The 20,698-nt window shown below is 37.5% G+C and carries 23 protein-coding genes; 8 read left to right on the top strand and 15 right to left on the bottom strand.

What is annotated here, in order from left to right:
* Positions 1-175: 175 nt before the first annotated feature.
* From FJR37_RS05020 to FJR37_RS04995, 6 genes are all read right to left on the bottom strand, one after another.
* Entirely contained in the window at positions 176-1,006 is an 831-nt protein-coding gene (locus FJR37_RS05020) for a HEAT repeat domain-containing protein (RefSeq protein WP_168465470.1), read from the bottom strand.
* A 15-nt stretch (positions 1,007-1,021) separates the two neighbouring features.
* A complete protein-coding gene (locus FJR37_RS05015) occupies positions 1,022-1,261 on the bottom strand; it encodes a phycobilisome linker polypeptide (RefSeq protein ID WP_039200912.1) in 240 nt (79 codons plus the stop codon).
* 49 nt (positions 1,262-1,310) lie between these two features.
* On the bottom strand, positions 1,311-2,171 hold the full coding sequence (locus tag FJR37_RS05010; protein WP_039200913.1) for a phycobilisome linker polypeptide: 861 nt from the start codon (positions 2,169-2,171) through the stop codon (positions 1,311-1,313).
* 382 nt (positions 2,172-2,553) lie between these two features.
* The gene (gene cpcA, locus FJR37_RS05005; protein WP_027402198.1) at positions 2,554-3,042 is read right to left on the bottom strand and encodes a phycocyanin subunit alpha; all 489 of its coding nucleotides are present in this window, start codon (positions 3,040-3,042) and stop codon (positions 2,554-2,556) included.
* Positions 3,043-3,145: 103 nt separating this feature from the next.
* Positions 3,146-3,667, bottom strand: coding sequence for a phycocyanin subunit beta (locus FJR37_RS05000; protein WP_027402197.1), 522 nt, complete (start codon positions 3,665-3,667; stop codon positions 3,146-3,148).
* A 619-nt stretch (positions 3,668-4,286) separates the two neighbouring features.
* Positions 4,287-5,222, bottom strand: coding sequence for an RluA family pseudouridine synthase (locus FJR37_RS04995; protein WP_039200914.1), 936 nt, complete (start codon positions 5,220-5,222; stop codon positions 4,287-4,289).
* Between the two features lie 219 nt (positions 5,223-5,441).
* On the opposite strand from FJR37_RS04995, the gene FJR37_RS04990 reads away from it, so the two are divergent.
* The 3 genes from FJR37_RS04990 (at position 5,442) to FJR37_RS04980 (ending at position 8,305) form a co-directional block, all read left to right on the top strand.
* Positions 5,442-6,482 (top strand): response regulator, encoded by a 1,041-nt coding sequence (locus FJR37_RS04990; RefSeq protein ID WP_039200918.1) that lies wholly within the window; start codon positions 5,442-5,444, stop codon positions 6,480-6,482.
* A gap of 240 nt (positions 6,483-6,722) precedes the next feature.
* On the top strand, positions 6,723-7,349 hold the full coding sequence (gene tmk, locus FJR37_RS04985; protein WP_039200915.1) for a dTMP kinase: 627 nt from the start codon (positions 6,723-6,725) through the stop codon (positions 7,347-7,349).
* 2 nt (positions 7,350-7,351) lie between these two features.
* On the top strand, positions 7,352-8,305 hold the full coding sequence (locus FJR37_RS04980) for a DNA polymerase III subunit delta' (protein WP_053538519.1): 954 nt from the start codon (positions 7,352-7,354) through the stop codon (positions 8,303-8,305).
* Positions 8,306-8,807: 502 nt separating this feature from the next.
* On the opposite strand, the gene FJR37_RS04975 is transcribed toward FJR37_RS04980, so the two are convergent.
* On the bottom strand, positions 8,808-9,254 hold the full coding sequence (locus FJR37_RS04975) for a VOC family protein (RefSeq protein WP_053538518.1): 447 nt from the start codon (positions 9,252-9,254) through the stop codon (positions 8,808-8,810).
* An 18-nt stretch (positions 9,255-9,272) separates the two neighbouring features.
* Entirely contained in the window at positions 9,273-9,866 is a 594-nt protein-coding gene (locus FJR37_RS04970) for a Uma2 family endonuclease (protein WP_039200917.1), read from the bottom strand.
* A gap of 264 nt (positions 9,867-10,130) precedes the next feature.
* Here FJR37_RS04970 and FJR37_RS04960 point away from each other — a divergent pair, with 264 nt between their 5' ends.
* Positions 10,131-11,261, top strand: a complete 1,131-nt coding sequence (locus FJR37_RS04960) for a DNA cytosine methyltransferase (RefSeq protein ID WP_039201079.1) — start codon at positions 10,131-10,133, stop codon at positions 11,259-11,261.
* 8 nt (positions 11,262-11,269) lie between these two features.
* Here FJR37_RS04960 and FJR37_RS04955 read toward each other — a convergent pair whose 3' ends face one another.
* The 5 genes from FJR37_RS04955 to FJR37_RS04935 all read right to left on the bottom strand — a co-directional run bounded on the left by FJR37_RS04955 (position 11,270) and on the right by FJR37_RS04935 (position 14,145).
* Entirely contained in the window at positions 11,270-11,989 is a 720-nt protein-coding gene (locus FJR37_RS04955; protein ID WP_027402190.1) for a hypothetical protein, read from the bottom strand.
* Positions 11,967-12,218, bottom strand: coding sequence for a helix-turn-helix domain-containing protein (locus tag FJR37_RS04950; RefSeq protein WP_027402189.1), 252 nt, complete (start codon positions 12,216-12,218; stop codon positions 11,967-11,969). Before FJR37_RS04950 ends, FJR37_RS04955 begins: the two co-directional genes overlap by 23 nt.
* A gap of 337 nt (positions 12,219-12,555) precedes the next feature.
* Positions 12,556-13,575 carry an aldo/keto reductase gene (locus tag FJR37_RS04945; protein WP_168465469.1) on the bottom strand — a complete coding sequence of 340 codons (1,020 nt, stop codon included), beginning with the start codon at positions 13,573-13,575 and terminating at the stop codon, positions 12,556-12,558.
* A gap of 13 nt (positions 13,576-13,588) precedes the next feature.
* Complete coding sequence (gene petJ / locus FJR37_RS04940; RefSeq protein WP_168465468.1) at positions 13,589-13,924, bottom strand: cytochrome c6 PetJ; 336 nt, start codon at positions 13,922-13,924, stop codon at positions 13,589-13,591.
* On the bottom strand, positions 13,921-14,145 hold the full coding sequence (locus FJR37_RS04935) for a hypothetical protein (protein WP_053538516.1): 225 nt from the start codon (positions 14,143-14,145) through the stop codon (positions 13,921-13,923). The genes petJ and FJR37_RS04935 overlap by 4 nt, the downstream gene beginning before the upstream one ends.
* Positions 14,146-14,450: 305 nt before the next feature.
* Between FJR37_RS04935 and FJR37_RS04930 the strand changes: the two genes are divergently transcribed.
* Positions 14,451-15,233 carry a hypothetical protein gene (locus FJR37_RS04930; protein ID WP_039201087.1) on the top strand — a complete coding sequence of 261 codons (783 nt, stop codon included), beginning with the start codon at positions 14,451-14,453 and terminating at the stop codon, positions 15,231-15,233.
* A 71-nt stretch (positions 15,234-15,304) separates the two neighbouring features.
* Here FJR37_RS04930 and FJR37_RS04925 read toward each other — a convergent pair whose 3' ends face one another.
* Both FJR37_RS04925 and FJR37_RS04920 read right to left on the bottom strand, forming a co-directional pair.
* Positions 15,305-15,496: a YqaE/Pmp3 family membrane protein gene (locus FJR37_RS04925; RefSeq protein WP_027402184.1), complete on the bottom strand. Its 192-nt coding sequence runs from the start codon at positions 15,494-15,496 to the stop codon at positions 15,305-15,307.
* Between the two features lie 31 nt (positions 15,497-15,527).
* Positions 15,528-15,896, bottom strand: a complete 369-nt coding sequence (locus tag FJR37_RS04920; RefSeq protein WP_039201081.1) for a phage holin family protein — start codon at positions 15,894-15,896, stop codon at positions 15,528-15,530.
* Between the two features lie 616 nt (positions 15,897-16,512).
* Here FJR37_RS04920 and FJR37_RS04915 point away from each other — a divergent pair.
* From FJR37_RS04915 to FJR37_RS04905, 3 genes are all read left to right on the top strand, one after another.
* Complete coding sequence (locus tag FJR37_RS04915) at positions 16,513-17,523, top strand: hypothetical protein (protein ID WP_053538514.1); 1,011 nt, start codon at positions 16,513-16,515, stop codon at positions 17,521-17,523.
* A 19-nt stretch (positions 17,524-17,542) separates the two neighbouring features.
* Positions 17,543-20,284, top strand: coding sequence for a dynamin family protein (locus FJR37_RS04910; protein WP_168465467.1), 2,742 nt, complete (start codon positions 17,543-17,545; stop codon positions 20,282-20,284).
* A gap of 60 nt (positions 20,285-20,344) precedes the next feature.
* A partial coding sequence (locus FJR37_RS04905; RefSeq protein ID WP_168465466.1) for an Rpn family recombination-promoting nuclease/putative transposase occupies positions 20,345-20,698 on the top strand: 354 nt, incomplete at its 3' end.

Genomic DNA, 20,698 nt, shown 5'->3' with positions numbered 1-20,698 from the left:
AGTGGTCAGTGGTCAGTAGTTTTACAACTGACAATTGACAACTGACTACTAACTAAGTAGGTGAACACAATAAAACCAATCTGTGTAAAGAAAAGTAAAATCGCCCAAACCCTCTTCACTCTTGCCTCTTGCCTTTTGCCTCTTGCCATAAGGACGATTTTCAATGCTAACCTACTTATAAGAGTGAATCTATGAGATTCATGATTCGGATAGCTGGTGCGGATATATCAAAAGTATCAGACTGTTCTGGCAGTTGATACTCTAATAATCCTTTTAAAGCAATAAGTTTAAAGCTACTTTCCACTTGTGCAAGGGCGATCGCCTCTGCTGCGGACAAATACCCAATTGCTCCCAAATCCCCCAAGACAACGCGACGCATTTTCAAATCACCTGTTGCCAAAGTTTTCACTAATAACTCACCATAAATGGAGTCTTGTGTCAGTTGGTACATGGCTCTGGCGGCGGAGCATTGTAATCGAGGAACAGAATGGTTGAGAAAAGGCTGCACAAGGGAAATAGCCTCAGTTGCACCCATAGCTCCTAAGGCTTCTAATACTGCTGTATAGGGCTGGGCAAGGTGGGGAAAACCAGGTACTTGTACAGCTTGGTCAACTCCCCCATCGAGCAGTTTGATCAGTGCTGGTAATGCGGTTTTATCCTTAAGCATAGCTAAAGATTGGGCTGCTGCTTCGCGGACATAAAAATCACTACATTCTAAACACTTAATCAAACCTGGTACGGCTTTTAGGTTGCCCAATTTACCAAGCGCCCTCGCGGCATTACGCCGTAAGGGATAACCACCCAGTTCGGTTCTGTCAGATTCATCCTCTAACGCCTTGATCAGTGCGTCTATGGCTTCTGGCTGACTGACCCGGAACTTACCCAACCACCAAGCAGCATAATAGCGGAGACTTAAATCTGATGATTGCAGGTTAGCAATAGCTATCTCTGGTGTGAGATTTGGTGCATTCTTTACAGAATATGCTTCTCCACTGGTTTCTATCATTGCCAGGGCGTATGTTTATCCTGCTACTGTCAAAGTTTCAATTTTGACGATTCTGCCACCTAAACGGCTGATTCGTTGCATTTCCTCATTCATCCGGCTGTAGGGTACGGTAATAAACACGCTACCACTGCGGCGAATGTCAAATTTATTTTTGTCGCTTTCTTCGTTTTGCTTTAAGCCGACAACTTCGTAACGAAATACGCGGCTTGCAGATGAGGAAACGCTACTAGCGCCAAGTGTGGTTTGACCGAACATTACTTCTATATCTCCTATGATGAGTTTTGTCGGTGAACAGCGCCGGATCTTAGGTGGAAATTACGCTGACAATTTTGCCGCCAACTCGATGAATTTGCTGCATTTTGTCTAGGAGGCGCTCGTAAGGTACAATAAATACTGTGCTGCTACGGCGCACGCTGGGGTATCCTGGATTGCGGATGCCTGTAACTTCAACTCGGTAGGTACGATTTGATTCTCCTACGGCATTACCCAAGTTTTGCTTAGGAGCGTTATCCGCCGATACACGGAAACCCCAGTTTTCATTACTGCCAGATGGTCCAACAACTGATGAGGTCTGATTACTAGCTAATTCCCGCGCTAAACGAGATTTAGCACCTTCGACTTGAGCGGTATCGCTGTTGGCATAACCCCGGTATAAACGGAACATCCGAGTAAATCCGGCTGCACTTTGTCCTGTTTGAAAATCAAAACCGCGATAGTAGGGAACAACGCTTTCCCCAAAGCTATTTTGATATTCTTCAGAATCAATGTAGGAGTCAATTTCCGCGTCGTAACCTTGGTTAATATATAAGTCTAAGTGGTAAGTTACTTCGGACTCATTGTATGGTGCGCGACCCAACAAATGTTTGTAGTTGAGTTCAATTAACCGAGTTTGAAAACTGTTGTAGAAGAATTTAGCTTTGTAGAGTTCTGATTTAGCGATGCTGCGAACAAACTCACGGACGCTCAAGTTGCCATCGCGTAGCAATGATTCTGCGCTGATTAAGCGATCTGATGCCAATATATAGTCATTTCCTAAGACTTGCCGATAAACGGCACGAATTACCAATTCGACTTCTTCTCGGCTGGCGTTGGGGCGCAGTTCAACTCTGCGTGCGTCGCTAAAAGGCTCTGTCCCCAGTCTGGATGCTGCTGTTGTAATTGCCATATTTTTCCCCTTTATTGTGCCGAATTTTGGCTGAATAAAGCTTGGTCAGTTGTCAGTGGTCAGTGGTCAGTGGTCAGTGGTCAGTGGTCAGTGGTCAGTAGGATTTACCTCTTACCTCTTGCCTCTTGCCTTTTGCCTCTTGCCTCTTGCCTTTTGCCTCTTGCCTCTTGCCTCTTGACCTGTTTTATCTGTACATAAAACTATGCCCGGAGCTAGATCCAATTGCTAGGTGAACCAGAGTGATCATGTATGGTCTTAACGCCACTCAATTCCCAGTCGGAATATTTTCCAACTTACGCAGTGACTCCCCATGAACGACTGGTGAACCCCTTTAGGGGTAAATCCATCTAACAATTGTATCCCTCTCCGGGCATGACGCTATCTAGCTAAGAGCGTTGATTGCGTAGTCAATGTAGGTATTAGCTTCGTTAGCAGCTTGACCACTTAGACCATGACTAGCTTTGATGGATTTCAATGCTTCTACATACCAGCTAGGAGACAAGTCAAATGCGGCGTTAACTTCAGCTAAACCGGCAATTAAGAACTCATCCAAAGGACCTGTACCACCAGCAACTAAGCTATAGGTGATGATGCGGAGGTAGTGACCAACGTCACGGGCGCACTTAGCTTTACCACGAGGATCAGCTGCGAATTGATTGCCTTGTGTGGAGGTGGTGTAAGGGAATTTGCTGTATACGGCACTAGTAGCACCGTCAATCAATTTTTGAGCGTTAGCTGTTAAACCACGGGCAGCTTCCATGCTGGCAGCAGCACGAACTAGACGACCGTTAACTGCTTGTAATTCGGTGTTGCTTAAAAAGCGTCCTTGGGTATCAGCAGATGCGATTGCTTCGGTAATTGGTGTTTTCATTGGTGAAAATCTCCTAGATAGTTTCTTGCTTTTTTTGTATGGCTACGCCATGCAGACTATGGGAAAAGCTCAATTCAGGTTTGAGCCAATTTGTCATGAATTATTAAACAACAGCAGCCGCAGCGCGGTCGAAGTAGCTTGCCAATTCAGAAACCAAAGAACTGCAATCACCTTTGGTGATACCGTTAGGATCGTTAACGATAGCGATCGCTGCTTCTTTCATTTTACCAACACCAACTGCTACAGAGCTACCAGGAGTACCCAAAGCTTGGTATGTTTCGCGCAAGCCGTTCAAGCAACGGTCATCAAGAACACTAGCGTCACCAGCGATAGCGGCGTAAGTAACATAGCGTAAAATGATTTCCATGTCGCGTAGACAAGCAGCGTTCCGACGGTTGGTGTAAGCATTACCACCGGGAGCGATCAATTGAGGCTGTTCTTCAAATAAAGAACGAGCTGCGTTGGTAACGATAGCGGAAGCGTTGCTTGTAATACGGTTAACAGCGTCTAAACGCTTGTTACCGGAAGCTACAACTGCACTTAAAGCATCTAGTTGTTCGGTGCTGAGGAATTCGCCTCTAGCGTCGGCTTGGGAAACAACCTTGGAAAATACATCTAATGTCATGGACTCTAATCTCCTAAATTACTTAGTTGAGAGATGTCTAAATTAAAACTAATTCGGATTTGTTCGCAACGGAGTCAAATCAAAGCGTTTCTCAATTCGCTCTCTCATTTACTAGTTTACAGGTTACAAACCAAAAATTATGAGAGTCAAGGAAAATTTTATGAGAAAGTGGCAAACTTGATGAATTGCCTGCTTTTTTCAACTTTCCTCTGTTGTTTAACCCCTACAGTTTATGTTTATACAATGCTATAGAGTCTTTATTCGTTACAAATTATGAATAAATGAGATCATAGCCTAAGATAAGGCTCAAATCCTTCCTATATAAGGGGTATAGCTGAGAAAATTCTTATATTTACGTTACATAACTTTATATTTTTTGCAAAAAATCGCAATACTCGGCGGTTAAAGATTGTTTTAATTTTGCTGTAAACTCTTGATATAACTACACCAAAGCTTTTTTTAGCTTCTATATGAGTTTTATAATTTTTGTTAAGGAATGTTAAATTTACATTTCTAAATATTTGGGAAATTTTCTTTTTTTTCCCCCCTGGGGGGATATAAATTTTCCCAAAGGTAAAACTCACAAAATGAGACTAAATGGCTATTTTTTCAGGAATTCTTAATAAATACCACTACGACGGCGCAGGACTTCCAGTAAAGTTGTCAAGCTGCGGGGAAGGGGTGCTGTGACTGCGACTAACTCCCCAGAAACGGGATGTTGTAGCTGGAGTTTCCAAGCGTGTAATGCTTGTCCCGGCAAATTTACACCCAGGGAATGACCTGAACTATAAATGGGGTCGCCGACGATAGGATGACCCATTTTGGCACTGTGAACGCGAATTTGATGGGTACGTCCTGTTTCTAGTTGGAAGTGAATTAAGGTGTAGTTGCCAAACCGTTCTTTTACACGCCAATGAGTAATGGCGTTGCGTCCACCATCTTCTATAGAAACAATAGCCATTTTTTTACGGTCTTGGGGATTGCGTCCAATGGGTAAATCTATAATTCCGGTTTCTGTTTTGGGGACACCGTAAATTAGGCCTAAATATTCTCTTCTGGCGGTTTTTGCCTGTAGTTGCGCTTGTAGGTGTTGGTAAGCTAAGTCTGTTTTGGCGATCGCAATTGCTCCTGTTGTATCTTTATCTAAACGATGGACAATTCCTGGACGTTGCACGCCACCGATTCCTGGTAAGTTGGGACAGTGGGCCAAGATAGCATTAACTAAGGTTCCGTCAGGATGTCCGGGTGCGGGGTGGACTACTAAACCTGCGGGTTTATTGAGAATGATTAGTTCGTCGTCTTCGTAGAGGATGTCTAGGGGAATATCTTCTGCGATTACTTCTAAAGGTTGAATGGTGGGAAGTTCCAGGGTAATGCGATCGCCTGTTTTCAGGTTAATCTTTTTAGATGTGCAAATCTTGTCATTAATTTGAACATGACCCTGTTCTATTAACTGCTGGATGCGAGAACGGGATAAATCTGATAACTCTTGGGATAAGTAGCGATCTAGGCGATCGCTATTTTCGGTAACTTGGATATTATTAATTGCAGACACGATTAGGTATGGGGTGTTTTAAGAAACATTGAGATTCAAAATGTTCTGGGAGAACTGCTGTACTTCATTTTTTCATCTTATGTTTAAGATACTTTTTTATTTCTCTAAAAAATCTATAGTAACCTAAAAGTAATACTTGAATACTTATAATTCAAAACCATTGTAAAATTCACTAATTAAATGATCATGAGAGAAAATTTTAATGATCAATCCCAGCATATTAACACAATTCCGATTAGTAGATATAGATTTTTTCAAAATATCCAACCAATTAGCTTATTAAAAAAGATTACTAATAATTCTTTTACTGGTTGTTTGCAGGTATTTAGTGAGTCGAGTGCTTGGTCAATATATATGGATCAGGGTAAACTAATTTACGCTGGTTATTCTGAGGAAATGTTTGAACCTCTTTATCGTAATTTACAGAGATTGAGTCAGCAAATTTCGACTCTTCCTATGGGTATTAATGAACAGGTACGGATGATTTTTGAAAAGGATCTTGAAAATCAGTCAATACCAAATCCAGATTATTTAGCAATTTGTTGGTTAGTTAATCAAAAATATATTAGTCACTTTCAGACTGCTTTGTTGATTGAACAATTAGCATTGGAGGTTTTAGAATCATTACTAGATTTAGAATATGGCAGTTATGAATTTGTTCGACATACTTTTTTAGATAATCTTCCTAAATTTTGTCATTTAAATTTAAGAACTTTAGTAGAACAATGTCAATCAGGGGTTAAGGTTGATGTTCAGGAAAATTTGAATTTTGAAAATCATCATCAATCACCGTCACATATTACATATCACGAACAGTTACCTAAAAGCAATTCTGAGCAAGTTGATTCTCAACTACATATACATCAGCCGATAAACTCCCCAGTTAGGGAGAGGAAGAAATATAGTATTTTGGGTGTGGACAATGACTATAGCATATTAAATGCTGTGGAAGATTTTTTAGATGACCAAATATTTTCTGTGCTGAAATTCATGGATTCTTCCCAAGCTTTAATGGAAATTTTGCGAGTACAGCCCGATATGATTTTATTAAATGTAGAAATGCCTAATTTAGATGGCTATGAAATCTGTTCTTTATTGCGGAAACACTCGCATTATAAAAATACTCCTGTGATTTTGATGACCGAAAGAATCGGATTAAGAGATAAAGCTAAAGCCAAATTTGTGAGGGCTAATGGCTATTTAGAAAAGCCTTTTTCTCAAGGGGATTTACTGAAAATTATTTTTCATCATATTGTATGAAAATTAGACCCCTACAAAATTGATTAGTTTAGGGATTTTTATAATGTTCAATTTATTTTGCACTCATACCCAGATCCCCGACTTCTTAGAGAAGTCGGGGATCTGACTCTTGGAGTTAATGTAGCACCACGTCTTCGTGTCTACTGCGATATTTGGGGCAATCATATAAGGTTTGCTTTTGGTGTAGAGTTTATATAAATAGGGATGTCTAAAAAATCAGTATTTACAAAATTTAACAACATGAGTGGTAAGTTCATTGTATTTGAAGGTGTGGAGGGTTGTGGTAAAACTACTCAGATGCAACGGTGTTTTCAGTGGTTAGAAAGCTTAAATATATCAGTAATACTGACTCGTGAACCAGGGGGAACGGAGTTAGGAAAGGATTTACGGGCGTTATTATTGGAAAAGTCACCAAGTAAGCCGGTGGGGGAAGTCACGGAACTATTATTATATGCAGCGGACAGGTCACAACATATTGAAGAAGAGTTAAAACCTAATTTAGCCATAGGGAAATTTATTTTGTGCGATCGCTATACTGATTCTACTATCGCCTATCAAGGTTATGGTAGAGGTTTAAATATGAATCTCATTCATCAACTTAATCAGATTGCTACTGGTGGCTTAGAAAGTGATTTAACTATTTGGTTAGATGTAGATGTAGAGGTAGGACTATCCCGCAAACGGGGACAAGCTAAACTAGATAGAATTGAACAGGAAACTATTACTTTTCATCGTCGGGTACAGCAAGGATATACAGAATTAGCTGCATCCAATCCATCCCGAATTGTGCGAATAGATGGCAATGACAGTCAAGATATCGTTCAAAAAAGTATCCAGGAAATTTTACAGCAACGCCTGTTTTCATAACTATGTTCTCGTCATTAATCGGACAACAGCAAGCGGTAGAATTATTAACTCAATCCGTTAAACAACATCGAGTTGCACCAGCTTATATGTTTGTGGGTGCTGATGGTGTAGGCAGAAGTTTAGCAGCAAAATGTTTTATTGAATTACTTTTTTCTAGTTCTATAAAACCCGATCAAATTCCCATTTTACACAATCGCATTCAGCAAAGAAATCATCCAGCTTTATTGTGGGTAGAACCAACTTATCAATATCAAGGGCAAAGACTCACCCCAGCAGAAGCAGCCGAAAAGGGAGTTAAACGCAAAGCACCACCGGTTATTCGTTTAGAACAAATTCGAGAAATTACGCAATTTCTTTCTCGTCCACCATTGGAAGCAGCGCGGAATATCATAGTATTAGAACAAGCAGAAACAATGGCGGAATCTGCGGCAAATGCGTTGTTAAAAACTTTAGAAGAACCGGGAAAAGCGACATTAATTTTAATTGCCCCCTCCCCCGAATCTGTGTTACCAACTTTAGTATCCCGTTGTCAAAAAGTTCCTTTTTATCGGTTGAATACTGCGGCTATGACTGAGGTATTGACACAAACAGGAAATGCCGAAATTTTGCAACATCCAGAAGTTTTAAACATAGCCGCAGGTAGTCCAGGAAATGCTATTTCCTCCTACCAACAATTGCAAACCATTCCTAGCGAATTTATCGCCCAGGTGAAAAAAACGCCAACATCTTACCGTCATGCTTTAGAATTAGGTAAAAAAATTGATAAAGAATTAGATACAGAAGCCCAATTATGGTTAATTGACTATTTACAACAATACTATTGGCAACAAATACATGAACCAAAAATTATTCAACAATTAGAAAAAACTCGAAAACATTTACTTTGTTACGCCCAACCTCGTTTGGTTTGGGAATGTACATTTTTAGCCTTATTTCAAATATCCCAAAATCCGTAGGGTTTCCCCGCCCTCAATTACAGTAGGTTAGCATTGAAAATTGTCTTTATGGGAGGGCAAGAGGCAAGAGGCAAGAGGCAAAAGGCAAGAGTGAAGAAGCTTTGGGCGATTTTACTTTTCTTTTTTCTTTACACACCTTGGTTTTAGAGACTTCCAATTAAAAAAATATCCCAAAATTTCTTGTGGTGCGGGCATCTTGCCCGCTAATAATAAAAGGACGGGCAAGATGCCCATCCCACAAGATTGGATCATCTTTTTTGTGGAGTTCTCTTATTGTGTTCACCTACTTACAGTAGTTTCCAATGATATGAGTTACATCTTAGCCCCCTCATCGCACCCCCCTCAATCCCCCCGCAGCGGCCCCGCAGCGGGGGGAAGAAAAGGATAAGCTTTTGATACTGGAGGGGGTTGGGGGTGGGGTTCTTGTACCTCATAACACCGGGAAGTGCTGTATATTGCTTTTATATTGCCTTTAATTATCGAAATTTTCCCACTGTCTCATTTAATCAGGATCACAACGAATTTCAATCATAAATCCATCGGGATCATAAAAATACACTCCTCTACCAGTAGGACGGGAAACTGGTCCATAAGCAATGACTAAATTATTTTCTTGAATTACTGCTAATGCTTGGTCAAATAGTTCTGGATCAATATCAAAGGCTAAATGATACGCTCTAGTGAAAGACTTACTGGGATCTGGATCTGGTGGTAATAATTCTGGTTCTCCAAATAAGTCAATAATTGTACCGTCAGGAGTGGCAAAGTTGGCGACTTTTCCGGTGTTGACAAGTTCTATTAATGTTTCTGGTATTTCATCCCCTGTAAGTTCGTGTAAGCCTAAAATATGACCATAAAAATGGCGAGATGCTGCCATATTTTGGACGTTAAAAGCGATATGATGAACCTTGCGGAGGTAGCCAGTGGGAATATTTTTTTGAGAAATCATCATCCCGAAATTTAGAATCTATGGATTTAAAATTATCTGCAAATCGAGAATAAAGCCCGGTAAAATATCTTCACCAGAAAGTTTTGGTGGGTTGTCAACATCAAAGTTTAAAACTTCTACATCTTTTCCGTAACGATAAATTTCTACTAAGGGTGTTTGTGGATCAATTAACCAACCTAAAAGCGCCCCATTATTTTGATATTCTCGCATTTTAGCGCGTAATTTTTCTAAACTATCCGTTTCTGATCGCAATTCAATCACAAAATCAGGACAAAGGGGGGGGAACCGTTTTTTTTCTTCTTTACTTAAAGCCTCCCAACGTGCTAGTTTTACCCAAGCTGCATCAGGACAGCGATAAGCACCACTGGGTAATTTAAACTCTGTAGAAGAATCAAATACTTTACCTAATTTAGTTTGACGATTCCAAATACTTAAATCTGTAGTTATATCTGAGTTTCTAATTCCGCTTTCTCCACCTGTGGGAGGCATAATAATTAATTCTCCCGTTTGGGTAAGTTCTAATTGCCAAGGTTCGTTGGCAATGCAAAGTTGATAAAACTGCTCATCTGTTAAATTTACTGCGGGAGGTATGTTTAAGGTGAGGGTTTCCATAGGTTTTGCTTAAAGAGGCTAGTTTTATTATCAGATAAAATTCATGAAAATTCAGGCTAGGTGCTAAAATTGACCCCAATTGTAAAAATGGCGAGATGCTGTCATATTTTGGATATTAAAAGCGATATGATGAACCTTGCGGATGTAGCTGGTGCGAATAGTATTTTTATTCATTTTTGATAATTGGATATTTTTTAATATACTGTAACCCACAACAAGATCATCCTACTTGACATTAAATATAGAATACTATAGTATTCAAGCATGAACAACAAAACTATTGATTTATTCGCAGGTGCAGGTGGCTTAACTACAGGCTTTCACTTGGCTGGCTTTGAAGCGTCTTGTGCCATTGATGTAAATAAAAAAGCCTTAGCCACCTATCAATATAACTACCCAAACACTAAAATTATACATCAAGATATTCGTGAAGTTAATCCCTCAGAACTCCGTTCATATCTAGGTTTAAAAAAAGAAGAACTAAAAGCAATTATTGGCGGACCTCCTTGTCAAGGATTTTCCAGAAATATACCTGCCGAATATCGCTATATAGATGATCCTCGGAATCAGTTATATAAAAGTTTTATAGAATTTGTTCAAGAGTTCAGACCGCTTTACGTCATTATGGAAAACGTCCCGGAAATTTTGACATCATACAAAGGTTTATTTAAAAATGAAATTACAAATCAACTAGAATTACTGGGATATAAAGTTGTCACATCATCTTTAAATGCTGCTAACTACGGAGTGCCACAAACCAGAGCTAGAGCTTTCTTTATTGCTAGTTTAGAGCATTTAATTTGCTTACCAGAGCCTACACATAATGATGATCTTAAAAGTGGTTCTAGTAAGAAACAATCATCCTATCAAACGAATCTACTAAAATCTAATTATTCTCCAATTGTTACAGTTAAAGATGCAATTGGAGATTTACCACAACTAAATGCAGGACAAAAATATGATGAAGATAGATATCCCTCAGATCCACAAACAACTTATCAATCTTTAATCAGACATGACAGCACAAAAATTACAAACCATATTGCTCGTGCTTTAAGCTCCATTCAAATGTCAAGAGTAAGGCTGTTAAAAGAAGGACAAGATGCCAGAGATTTACCACCTGAATTAGCACCTAAAAAACACTATAGTGGTGCTTATGGCAGGCTTTATTGGGACAAACCAGCGAAGACAATTACCAGATGGGTTTTTCATCCTGGTTCTGGTAGATTCTTTCATCCCACACAAGATAGAACCATTACAATACGTGAAGCTGCGAGACTTCATTCTTATCCAGATACTTTCCATTTTCTAGGAACATATACAGAAATGGCTTCTCAGATTGGTGAATCTGTACCTCCACTACTAGCTAAAACTATCGCTGAGTGCATTATCTAAAGTTAAGATTAGGAATTTTGTGCTTGTAAAGCTGCAAGAATAGTTTTCACATAATTCTCAGGGTTAAGACGAGTTCGTTGAATATTTATTCTCACTGCTTCTGGAGAAATAATTCTAGCTTTAAAAAGTTGTTTTTGATTCTTATACCAAACTAACTCAATTTTATCTCCGATACTACCCTGTAAACCTGCACCACTTTTACCAGTTTTCTTATTTACTGTCCAAGCCCAATTAAAAGTAGTTGGATCAAGTGGATACAAAGGATATTCACAATAAACATATTCATTGCCTTTAATGGTTTTCAGTAGTATGCTTTCATAACTATTTTCAACTCCTTGTAATGACTGATTTGTGATCAATTTCTCATTCCAATGTTGAATAATAGCCGCACCCAGTTCGTCCGGTGGAGATAATTCTGTTAAACCAGAAAAACCAAGTTGATCAGCTTTACTAATAATATCTGCTCTTTGAATAACAAAGAAAAATGTGCTGCCAATTTTTAAGTTACCAAGTTGGAGCGATTTCAATGACCAACCTGTTTCAGTTAAAATATTAACTGCATCATACAGCAGTTTACTACGTCCTAAAGCTGGATCAGAAAGAGGAATATCTTTAACATAATGAAAAATAGCTTCCCAAGCATAATCTTCTATTGACCCAATAGCTGGGGATGCAACAGTAGCAATAATAGCTTGTTTTAGCCTCTCAATCTCGTTTTTTGTCAACACTTAAAGATTCCTCCACAGCTTGCAAAAATTCACTCATTGTTACAGTTAAAGCGTTGGTGATATGACTCAGAACTCTTACAGATGGGCTTTTTAATCCTCGTTCCAGTTGGCTAATATAGGTTCTATGCAGACCTGTAATTTCTGCTAGATACTCTTGAGACCAACCTTTTTCTATACGACGACGTTGTATTTCTAGCCCTAAATTTTGGTCTAGTTTACTTGATTGCATAGAAACAGGTTAAGATATTGAATACAAAAGTTCTACAGACTAAAGTATTCAACTACGCTAATAGCAGATTCCTTTGATAAGTAGCCATCATGAACTGCGTACACCAGGACATATAAAAAACTTCTTATTCCCCTCCTCGCTTGCGGGGAGGGGTTAGGGGGTAGTCTGTCAACCCGAAAATGACGGGTGAAGGCAAGCAGGGGGAGAAGAGAAGCAGGGGGGGCAGGGGAGGGAAGAACAGAAGTTTTTTCCGATCATTACCCTTCAAAATAAATTTGACGAACTACTAGGTTAGGGGTGGGGTCTTATTTTCAGATCTAACTAACCCACCCTACAATTAACGTCTATACTCATCCCCACAATCACCAATTAACTTATATAAATCTTTTGAATGCTGAGAAACTGCATCTATTTTCCCTATGTCCTCAGCATCTAAATTGAAACTAAACACCCTAGAATTATCTGACAAATGTTCTGCAATTCCTAACCTTGCACCCACAATTACACCCCCAACTGCTGGCTGATTCAAAACGTAATTTACAGCCACATTAGCAATACTTACTTGATGTTTATCAGCAATGGTTTTTAAGGTATTTAGTAACTGTTGAAATAGTCCCCAACCACCCCAATTATCAATCATTTGTTTGTATTTTCTCAAACTGGTGGTATTTATTTCTAAGCCTTTAAGTTCTGGTTTATTCAAATACTTTTCTGATAACAAACCACCGCAAATACTACCATAGGTAAACAACTTAATATCATGTTCTTGACAAAATTTAACCATGTTTACCTGTGGTCTTCTGTCAACTAAAGAAAACTGCACTTGATTAGAAACAATCTTGATTCCTGCTTCGGTAATAATTTGCAAATGTTCCGTATCAAAATTAGTTAAAGCTAAATGTTTGATTTTACCTTCAGTTTGCAATTCTACCATATATTTGAGAGCATCTAAATAATTAGCATCTCGATATTCCCACCAGTGAAACTGCATTAAATCCAATGATTTAACGTCCATTCTTCTCAAAGAAATATCAATATTTTCCTCAACCAGTTTTTTTGTCATCTTCCCCGCACGAGGAACCCACTTGGTAAAAGCTTGAATATTATTTACAGCTTCTTCTCCACGAGTCGCTATCAGTTGACGACGAAACTCACCAATAAAATCTTCTGCTGGTCCATAATGGTCTGCTAAATCCCAGGTTGTAAAACCAGCATCAACATATTGAAACATAGACTCAATGGCAGTTTTGGGGTTAATGCGTCCATGTCCACCGGAAACTTGCCACATTCCATTTAAAATTCGGCAAATTTTCAAGTCGGGAGTAAATTGTAAATAGCTTTCTTGAGGTAACATCATATTTTTTATCTTGTTATTTCCAGTCTTTTTCTGCTTGTTCCAAAACATAAGCTGCAACTTGTTGAATTTCCTCAGTTGTCAATCTTTTTTTATAAGCTGACATATTATTCTTACCATTAGTGACAATGGCTGTAATCGCTTCTAAAGAATCCATGCCATATTTTTTAAGTGCATTCTTTTTTAAGTTTTTACCGCGTTTAATGATATTTTCCCCATTAATATGACAACCAGCACAATGAAAACTAAAAATTTCTGCCCCTTTGGCTGTATCTAAAGCGTTAGCGGGTGAGGTGAAATTGATAGTCCACAAGCAAAATGTGCATAATATCAATACTATTAGTTTTTTCATAAGGCTTCAAAATCAGATATGAAGCCGATAAAGTTTGTACATTGTTCCTGAAAAGCTTCTGCTTCACTGACATCTTCAATTTTATAGGACATGATCCGTTTTCCATCTGGCATTTTTTTAGAACCAATCAATTCAGCTTGGTAATTTTCTACCATTTTCTTAAATTCAGCACCGTACACTTTCCACGCTTCACCATCGCAAGTGATATTTACCTGCCACATAATTAAAATTTAGTTATTGACCAATATTGATTATTTCATAAATTGGCAACATTTAACTAAAAAATTCCTGGCGACTAGAAGTCGCGGCTATACAGACAAAACCCACCTGCGTGGGTTAAAAACTTCTAATTGCTGAATCTACGAAGGTAGACTTTGCTTGTGTAGCGTGGTGGAAGCATCTTTCTAATCGCCAAATACTTTGAAGTACCTAAAGATAGATATGATTTTATCTCTTTAGAGGGTGTTCATAGCTAAAAGATTTCGCCATAATGAGTGTAAGTGTTGTAATGAGATTTGTATTTAGTATGACCACAAATAAGAACATTAAAGAACAAATTCAAATAGATTTATACCAAGCTAAAGAAACAGGACAATTAAAAGCTGAACGCATTCGGGAAATTGTCAAATCTGCTGTTTCTCAAGTAGGTTCTGAGTTTCAAGAAGGTTCTCATGAACTGCGTAATTTAGTTAATGATGCTGTGTCTACTGTCATTGATAATTTACAAGAAAAAGGTAGTGAAGTTAAAGAAGGAGTGGTAGCTTCAATTGAAGGAGCGATGGAAGCAATAAATCTGAAAAAACACTCAGATATTGTCAAAACTCAAGCTGAAATTAAGCAATTACAAGCTCAATTAGATAGAGAAGAAGAAGAACTACAAGCAGAAATTGAAGGAATTTTAACGAAGATAATCGAAACAAGTCAAGATAAATCAGCAGACACAAAAATTGCGATTGATTCAGCCATTGATTCTATAAAAGATAGTGAAGAAATTGGATTATTAAAGAAACGCTATGCACAATTACAAGCACAGTCAGCAATTATTCGAGCCAATTTATCGGCACGTTATAGCGGAAGTGATCAAGAAGTACAGGATTATTTAAATGAAGCCAAACAATGGTGTGATAAATCCCATCCCAAAGCCGAATCTATCACAGCACAAGTAAAAGAAAGTTACTCACTTCTAGAAAAAAAATTGACAGATGCAGGTGCAGTTATAGCGAAAAAAGAACGTCAATTAAAACAAACTTTGCGTGAGTTACTATTAGCAACGGCTGATTTATTCAAAGATAAAGATATTCGTGCTTAATGAGTAACTATCCTTTAGATCCCCGACTTCTCTAAGAAGTCGGGGATCTAAATTCTTGTTGCTTGTTATACTTAATAAGTACCTTCCTCTCTATTAATATTTTCTTCATGCTTGACAATTACCCAAACTGCATGAATGCTACCAGGAAGCCAACCAAGCAGAGTCAGCAAAATGTTAATTAACAAAGTTGGACCAAAGCCAACGGTGAGAAAAACCCCCAAGGGAGGTAGAAATAAACCGATAAGTATACGCAGTAAGTTCATGGATATTTCCTAGTTTTAAAGTTGGGTTTACCTATTGACTATCTTGTAATTCAAAACCTTTTTCTGCGAAGTATTTACTGAGAAAGGTATTAGCTAAAGAAAGAACTACAGGACCGATAATAAAAGCAATTAATCCTTGAACTTGAAAACCTGGAACTAAAACTGATGCTAACCAAAAGCAGAGTCCATTAACAATTAGGGAAAATCCACCTAATGTGAGATATGTCAAAGGTAAAGACAAGATATTAATGGTTGGTTTAACTCCACTATTAATTAAACCAATCACAACAGCAGCAATTAAAGCTGCCGGAAAATTAGCAATATCTACACCGGGAACAACTAAATCAACAATCAGCAAACTTAAAGCTGTAGCGAGTGCAATGAAAAAATATGACAACATTTTTTACCTCAGTAACAGCATTATCTGTGCTAATTACTATTTTCAAAGATAGACTAATATTTCACATCTTTTCTTAGATATAATCTTGATCTATCTTAGGTTAGATTAAATAACAAATTTTCAGTAAGATACCCGACTTCTCTAAGAGGGTGTTTGAAAAGTTATGGTTGATGTATCAAATATTTTTTACCCCTCCCTAACCCTCCCCTTGTAAAGGGGAGGGAACTGGATTTTTATTGTTTCCCCCCTTTACAAGGGGAAAGGGGGTTAGATTTCTGGAGATTATCGGTTTCATCTAATAGTTTTCAAACACCCTCTAAGAAATTATTGTATAACCAAAAAACCTAAAATTACAGTATTAAGTAATTGTACAGTATTAAGTAAGTAGGTGAACAGAAAAATTTAAAGGTATCTAACGATATGTAAAGTTGTCTCAATGCGATGACTGTGTTTCTACATGATCTCGCATTGACTAAATTGCATCGTGTATTTCTCTAGTGCAGTCATTTTATTTACACCAACTGTATATTTATTCTTATCAGTAGTCAATTATTGCTGTATTGAGTATAATTTATTTTATTAAACGCTTCTGTCAAATATAAAAAGGTAATTATCCATGTCTGACGATTCCCAGCGTAATTCTGCTGTCAATGCGGCTGCGACAACCAACATTCACCACGTCAATTTACAGGATCTATCTAAAAGCATGGTAGATAGATTAAGTAAAGGCGGTGTTCGTTCTGGCGAACCTATCCGAACGACAATAAAAGCCCAAGAAATGCTAGATAAGATTCCCCCATCTCAACGTGCGAGTATAGATAGTCAAACTGCGGCCAAGAATGTAGAACAGTACCTATCTGATAAGCACGCTAGTCACGTTAAACCCCACAGTAAGGGAGGTTCTAATGATCCGAGTAATATCAGATGGGAGAATGGTAAGGATAATATGGCTCGTGGTGATAAAACCATGACTAGTCGGGAGCAAATGAGATTAAATGCTAAATACCACTTTGATAACTTAACTGGTGCTGTAAAAGCAGGTTTGCAAGCTGCACCAATAGGGGCGGCTGTGGGTGCAGTTACAACTGTACCTTTTTCACTTCTAACTCATGGGCTGCGTGTAGTTCGAGGTGAAATTTCTGCACAGGAAGCGGCTACAGAAACATTAAAAGATACTGCTATGGGTGGTGCAGTTGGGGGTGTAACAGCATTTACAACAGCAACATTAGCAGCAGCTTGTCCACCAATAGCGATCGCATTAACTACAGTAGCACCTTTATTAGCTGTTGTTGGTACTGGAGGTATGGCTGTTGAGTTTTTCAGAATCTTAGATGATCATAAACAGGCTGTAAAAACCTATTATGAATCTTTAACTCAGCAAGAATTAAGAAGATTACAAGAAATTGAAAATGATCTGATTTATGAACATCAGAAAAATCTAGAATTTTTGGCAGAAGCAAAAGCAATTAATCAAGAAATTACAAATCGTCCAATTGCACCAGGAATAGAAGGGGCTATGCAACGGTTACGTGAATCAGTGGCTATTGCTCAATCTTTAGGACTTACATCAGCAGATAGTAAATTATTGCCTAATTCTCAACCTGTTTACCTTCCTTCTAGTCATTAAATAATAAATCAAGAATTCTATGATTTTCATACTACCTTTTGTATTTGGTGCTGTAGGTCTAGCTGTTGGTGCTGTTGCAGGTGCTTTTACTTCTCATGCTGCTGGAGAAAATGATAGACAAGCTGCAAAATATCACAGGAAAGTTGCAAATGAATTAGTTGAGAAATACACGAATCTACAAAAACAATACTATGAACTTGCTGATGAAAGTCAGAAACAAATTCACGATTTAACTCGACAGATTGCATTAGGTGAAATAGAAAAAGACTGTTTGCGTTTAGCAGTGAGATTGCAACAGAGTTTGATTTCTATAATGTGGTCTATTGATAAAGAACCGACAATAGATGTCTTAAAGCAATTTGTAAAAGCAGTGGATCTTACAAATAATGTTCTCTGCCGAATTAATGAAGAGTTAGTTAATGTTCCTAGTGATTACTATGAACGCAATTTCACCAAAGCGGTTAAAATCAATTTACCTGGTGAAGATTTAACTAGAAAAATAATTTCAGAAAAGCCAAAAAATAGCACAACTCCAGAGGAGAAAAAAGCAATGAAATCCTATTCTCAAGAATTTCAGGATACCTATAACAAAATTAACAAAACAGGTGACAGACTTTTAAATTACATAAAAGAACTTCGTGCGGGACGACTCGAAGAAGGAGATAATACCCAAGGATTAGAAAATGTTGAAAATACTATTAAACAAGCTTTACAAGCCTTAGTTAAACAAAAATATCAAGTAGCTGTAATTGCAGCCATGAATGCAGGTAAAAGTACATTCCTCAATGCTTTGATTGGTGCAGATGTTTTAGCTACTAATGTAGAGGCTTGTACAGTTTTTCGTACAGATATTCGTCCAATTAACGCAGAACAAACACCTAGACTTTTAGAACATCGAGAAAATCAAGAATTTCCTGAAATTATAGCAACTGGTGATGCAGAAGAAATTAAGCGGAAGTTTTCAGAACGGACATATCAAATAAGAGATAATAAAAATTTAGATCATACTATAAGTTTTGAATTAGAACATCCTATTGAAGCTATTAGTAAATTGCCTTCTCTAGCTGGATTTACCTTAGTTGATACTCCTGGACCAAATGAGTGGAACTCAGAGAGTTTTAATACAGTAGCTTTAAAACAGACGAGTCTACAAGCACTTCGCACTTGTGATGCTATCTTATTTATTCTGGATTACCTATCTTTTAAAGACAATATTAATTTAGAATTGCTGCAAGATTTAATTGAAAACCGCCAGGACTTTTTGGCACAAAATACAGGAAAAATGTACTTTGTACTTAACAAGGTAGACATGAAAGGAGAAAGTGATAGAAAGATTGAAGATGTGATAGAATCTTTAAGAATGAGTTTGGTTAGCTTTGGTATTCCTGAACCAAATATTTCTCCAGTCATTGCTAGACAGGCTTTATTGTCTAAGCTGATTCAAGAAGGAAAAGCAACTGATAGTCATATTAAGGATTTTGAAAAGTTTTATATCATTAAATATGCAGAAAGAGATGAAAAAGGTAGGATGCTTATTCCCTTACCAGAAGAAATTGCATCTCAATCTTTAGAAGATAGCGGTATTCTCAAAATTGAAGAGACAGTAATTAAAAATATTGTGCAAACTTCAGGATGGAATTTATTGAGTGATGTCTTGGCTGTTTTGAATAAAGCTGCTCAATCTGTAGCTGATACACTTACTACGGAAATTCGCGGTTGGGAGTTAGAATTTGAGGAACTACAACAAAAAATAGAGGAATATAAACAACGTTTTGAGTTGATTGAAAATAAGTTAGCAAGTGTAAAAAAGTCTGTACAGTCACAAAAGAAAAGATTATTCAAAACTTTTAGGCAAGAAATTTATAAGTTTGCTGAAACTGCTAAAAATCGTATAGATTTGGAAATTGATAAAGTAGTAGAAGAACAAGCTAAAAATTCGGGTTCTGTATCTAGTAAAGAAAACCAAAATCTTGTCTCGTTTATTTGGAATAAAGTTACTTCATTGTTAAAAGAGGATTCAACTTCAGAACCATATAAAATCAAGGTAAAAGACAAAAAAGATGCTAAAGAAATAGGTAAAATTATTAATGATTACTGCGCTCCTATAGTTCATAACTTTTGGCTGGATACACAAGACAGACTTGTGAGAGAAGGTGCAAAGATTCACGAGGACTTAGTTAAGCAAATTCAACAAGAAATACAAGCTATTTCTGATGAATTATCTCAGTATATTGGTGAGACTTTGCAAATAGAGATTGGTACTAATGCAATTCAGTTTCCTAAGTTTGAATTTTCTGGCATTGATACTAAAATTCAAGAACAACGAGAAGTTTTTGAAAGAACTAAGAAAATAACTATGCAAGAGGAACGTTGTTGTGCAAGTCCTCATGTCTATGAACAAGATGTTGTTATGAAAACAGAAGTATCCTACTATGAAATTGATTTACGGCTGACTGCTCAAGGAATTAAAGACAAGATAGATGAGCAAGTAAAGAGAAACATAGGTTTACTCAAGGGTATTATTGACGAACAAGTAGAAGAGAATTTTCAGAAAGGTGAACAGCAAATCAATGATTATATCAATAGATTTCTGGATATTTTCGATAATTTGCTGACACAAAGAGTAAACAGAGAATCAGAATCTCATGAGATTGTTTCTACTCTTAAAAGCCAAAAATCAGAAGTGAGTGAATATCTCAATGAATTGATATTGATTCAAGAAGTGCTTGATAATTGGAAACCATCACCTATTAACCGATAATTCTCGCTACAAACAAAACCCACACAAGTGGGTTTAAAATCCTTTGAACAACTTTTTAAAATGAAAACAGACAGCATATTTTACCGATTATTTCAAGAAATACCCAGCATATTTTTTGAACTGATTGGTAACTCTCCCCAACTAGCAGAACTTTATCAATTTTCATCAGTTGAAGTCAAACAAACAGCTTTTAGAATAGATGGAGTTTTCTTACCTAACCACAATACAGATAACCCGATCTACTTTTTAGAAGTACAATTTCAATTAGATAAGGATCTCTACCATAGAGTTTTTAGTGAAATATTTCTTTACATCCGCCAAAACAACCCTAAAAATCACTGGAATGCTGTAGTTATCTATCCAACCCGCAACATAGATACAAGAGATATTCAGCATTATCAAGAATTCTTCACC

The sequence above is a fragment of the Aphanizomenon sp. UHCC 0183 genome (genome assembly GCF_009712065.1).
Classification (GTDB): domain Bacteria; phylum Cyanobacteriota; class Cyanobacteriia; order Cyanobacteriales; family Nostocaceae; genus Dolichospermum; species Dolichospermum heterosporum.
This window is presented reverse-complemented; position numbering and strand designations above follow the sequence as displayed.